The sequence below is a fragment of the Clostridia bacterium genome (assembly GCA_019683875.1).
GTDB lineage: Bacteria > Bacillota > Sulfobacillia > RBS10-35 > Bu92 > Bu92.
This window is the reverse complement of record JADGHN010000143.1, coordinates 1-3,667: the sequence shown is the minus strand read 5'-3', so window position 1 is coordinate 3,667 and position 3,667 is coordinate 1. Positions and strand designations below refer to the sequence as shown.

General features: G+C 69.8%; 4 protein-coding genes and 1 riboswitch. Of the genes, 1 reads left to right on the top strand and 3 read right to left on the bottom strand.

Annotated features, from left to right (window positions below):
* Window positions 1-16 precede the first annotated feature (16 nt).
* From IRZ18_08985 to IRZ18_08975, 3 genes are all read right to left on the bottom strand, one after another.
* The gene (locus IRZ18_08985) at window positions 17-805 is read right to left on the bottom strand and encodes an ABC transporter permease (GenBank protein MBX5477238.1); all 789 of its coding nucleotides are present in this window, start codon (window positions 803-805) and stop codon (window positions 17-19) included.
* Window positions 802-1,581: an ABC transporter ATP-binding protein gene (locus IRZ18_08980; GenBank protein ID MBX5477237.1), complete on the bottom strand. Its 780-nt coding sequence runs from the start codon at window positions 1,579-1,581 to the stop codon at window positions 802-804. The genes IRZ18_08985 and IRZ18_08980 overlap by 4 nt, the downstream gene beginning before the upstream one ends.
* Before the next feature lie 63 nt (window positions 1,582-1,644).
* Window positions 1,645-2,709, bottom strand: a complete 1,065-nt coding sequence (locus tag IRZ18_08975; GenBank protein ID MBX5477236.1) for an ABC transporter substrate-binding protein — start codon at window positions 2,707-2,709, stop codon at window positions 1,645-1,647.
* Window positions 2,710-2,896: 187 nt separating this feature from the next.
* A riboswitch (TPP riboswitch) is annotated at window positions 2,897-3,007 on the top strand.
* An 89-nt stretch (window positions 3,008-3,096) separates the two neighbouring features.
* Between IRZ18_08975 and thiT the strand changes: the two genes are divergently transcribed.
* On the top strand, window positions 3,097-3,667 hold a 571-nt coding region (gene thiT, locus IRZ18_08970), incomplete at its 3' end, for an energy-coupled thiamine transporter ThiT (protein MBX5477235.1).

Sequence of the window (3,667 nt, the reverse complement as noted above, 5' to 3'; positions counted from 1 at the left end):
GTCCTTCCCCGGCCACCTAAGACGGCCAGCGGGCGAAACGCCGCTCCAGCCACTCGACCACCCAGTGCAGGGCCGCGGCCATCGCGGCCAGAATCGCCACGCCGGTCATCACGAGGCTCATCTGGAACACCTGGCCGCCGTAGACGATCAGGTAGCCGACGCCCTGCCGGCCGACGAGGAACTCCCCGACGATGACGCCCGTCAGCGCCATCCCGACGTTCACCTTGAGCGCCGCCATGATCGTCGGCAGCGACCCGGGCAGCACGACCATGCGCCAGATCTGGCCGTCCGTCGCGCCGAACGCGCGCAGGAGCTTGATGCGTTCCGGGTCGATCTGGCGGAAACCGGTGAACACCATCATCACGCTCACGACGACCGAGATCGCCAGGGCGATCGCGAGGATGGCCTCGTACTGCTTGAGCCAGATGAGAAAGAGCGGGCCGAGCGCGATCTTCGGCAGCGCCTGCAGCACGGTGAGGTACGGGTCTGCGACCTTGGCCGCGAACGGCGACCACCACAGCATCGTCGCGATCACGACCCCGAGAAGCGTGCCCAGCGTGAAGCCGAGCACCGACTCCACGAGCGTCGTCTCGACGTGGATCCACAGCTGGTGCGCCCGCGCGAGCCGCGCGGCCGTGTCCCAGACCTCCAGCGGCGAGCTGACGACGAAGTGGTCGACCCAGCGCAGGTTCACGGCGAGTTGCCAGACGACGAGGACGGCGACGAGCAAGCCCACCCGCAGCCCGAAAACGGCGCGGCGCTCCTGCCGCACGCGGCGGAGAAACCGGCGATGTTCCTCGCTCATCCCGCCGTCCTCCCTTCCGGCACGTCGAGGAGGCCCCAGATCTGGTTGAAGTAGCGGCCGAACTCCGGCTGGCGCCGCCGCTCGAGGGGATCCAGGCCAGGCCGTCCGAACTCGAGCCGCACCTCCGCCTTCACGCGGGCGGGTCGCCGGCTCAGCACCACGACGCGGTCCGCCATCGCGATCGCCTCGGCGAGGTCGTGCGTGACCATGAGCACGGCGCGGCCCTCCTGGCGGAAGATCCGGACGAGGTCGCCCTGCATGTGCAGCCGCGTCTGGTAGTCGAGGGCGGAGAGCGGCTCGTCGAGCAGGAGAAACTCGGGGTCGAGCATCAGCGTGCGCACCAGCGCCACCCGCTGGCGCATGCCGCCCGACAGCTGGTGCGGGTAATGCCGGACGAAGTCGCCCAGCCCGTACTTCTCCAGCAGGTTCAGCGCCCGCTGGCGGGCCGCGCGGAGGTCCGCGCGGCGGATCTCCGGGCCCAGCAGCACGTTGCCCAGCACCGTCCGCCACTCCAGCAGGTGATCCTGCTGCAGCATGTACCCGACCTTCGGCGTGGGTCCGCTCACGGGGACGCCGTCGACGCGCACCGCGCCGGCGCTCGGCCTGAAGAGGCCGGCCGCGCAACTGAGGAGCGTCGACTTCCCGCAGCCGGACGGCCCGAGGAGCGCGACGATCTCCCCGGACTCCACCGCGAACGACGCGCGGTCGACCGCCAGCGTTTCCCCGGACATCGTGTGGTATCGCACGGAAACGTCGTCGAACACCAGTTGCGCCATGTCCGGCACCCCCTTCGCCGCGGCGGGGGGAACGCGGGAAATGCCGCGCCCACGTCCCGCCGGTCACTCGCCGGCCTGCTTCGCCTTCTCCCAGAACGTCGTGATGACGTAGTCGTCGTACGCCACGTGGGCCTGCAGCTGGCCGCCGTCCATGAGGATCTGCTCATAGCGCTCCATCTGGTCGCGCGTGACGGAGAGGTCGTCGGTCCAGATCTTGAGGTCGCGGTAGCGCTGGATCGACTTCTGCAGCAGCTCCGCCGGGGTGTCCGGGAAGAACGGCGCCACAGCCGCCGCCACCTCCTCGACCGGCGCGGTGTACGTCCACTTCAGCGCGCGGTAGACGGCGTTCGTGAATCGCTGGATCGTGTCCGGGTGCGCGTCGATCATGTCCTGCCGCGCGAGGAAGGCGGTGTACGGCAGCCGCCCGATGGCCTCGCCCGGCGAGGCGGCGACGTACCCCCATCCGTTGGCCTCGAACATCTCCGGCACCGGCTCCCACATCTCGGCGCAGTCGTAGTCGCCGTCCTTGAACGCGCCCGGCACGGCGGCGTTCGCGATGTTCGTCACGACGGTGACGTCCTTGCCGGGCTCAAGGCCGTTCTGCCGGAGGATCGTCTCCAGCACCATCTCCGGGCTGGAGCCGGGCCGGTTGCCGATGACCGTCTTGCCCTTGAGATCGGTCCACTGGAAGTCCGCGCGCTTCTCGCCCTTGCAGACGAGGAGCGACCCGTCCGTCGCCGTCAGCTCGGCGAACAGGCGCAGCGGCTTGTCGGTGCCGCGGGCCATGATGTACAAGCCCGTTTCCGGACCCACCAAGGCGATGTCCGCCTGGCCGGACAGCAATTGGGTGGCGCCCTTGTCGCTGCCGCCGGCGGTGGTGAGCTCGACGTCGAGGCCCTCCTCCTTGAAGAAGCCCTTCGACAGGGCGACGTACTCCGGGGTGTAGAACAGCGAGCGCACCACTTCGGTCAGGTTCACATGGGCGAGCTGGCCGGCGCCGGTCCCGCTCCCCGGCTCCGACGGCCCGGTCCCGTCGCCGGCCGCGTCCTTGGCCGCCCCCCCGCCGCAGCCGGCGACCGCGAGGGACAGCGCGGCCAGCAGCATGATGAGCTTCGCAAACCTGCGCACGTCGACATTCCCTCCTCATTCGGCCCGCACCAACCTCGGACGGGCGCTCGTGCCTCGAGCGCCGGGCGAACCCGGCGCCTCGCCGGGCCGCGAGCTCCCGGTCGGACCGTGGATTTCCGCCCGATCAGCGTACGGAGGGCGGCTTGGCCGGGTACGTTGTCCGGAACCGCGCGCAATGCTATGATCGAGACGACAAACGGGGAGCTCCTACCTAGGGGCTGAGAAAGGGCTATGGTAGCACCTGACCCGCACACCTGACCAGGGTAATGCCTGCGGAGGGACCCACAAGGCAAGCTTTGGGGGCGCGCCCTCTCTGGGCGCGCCTTTTTGGGCGTGCGGAGGCCTTTCCAGGCTCCGGCGAGGCTCCCCGGAGCGGGGGGATCATCGTTGGCCGATCGCAGAGGCCTGTCCGTCGCCGTCATCGCTGAAGCCGGCGTCATGGTGGCGCTGGCCTACGTGTTGTCGCTCATCAAGATCTGGCACATGCCGTACGGCGGTGCGGTCACGGCTGGCGGCATGGTGCCGCTCGTGCTGCTGGCCATGCGCCGCGGCCCGTGGGTGGCCATGGCGGCCGGCGCCGTGTACGGCATCATCGACTTCTTCACCGAACCCTACTTCCTCACGCCGGTCCAGTGGCTGCTGGACTACCCCGTGCCGTTCGCCGTGCTGGGCGTCGCCGGCTTCTTCCCGGGACGCGCGCTCGTGGGCACGGTCGCGGGCGTGTTCCTGCGGTTCGTCTCGCACGTCGTGTCCGGGGTCGTCTTCTGGGGCGAGTACGCGAAGGACTACCACATGACGCCGTTCGTGTATTCCATCGTGTACAACGGCTCGTACCTCCTTCCGGATCTCGTGATCACCGCCGTGCTCGTCTGGCTGATCCTGCCGCGCCACCCCCCCCCCCCCCCCCGCCACGCAGGCCCCGCAACCAACGCCGATCGCCCCCGAGCGCCCCCCGCCC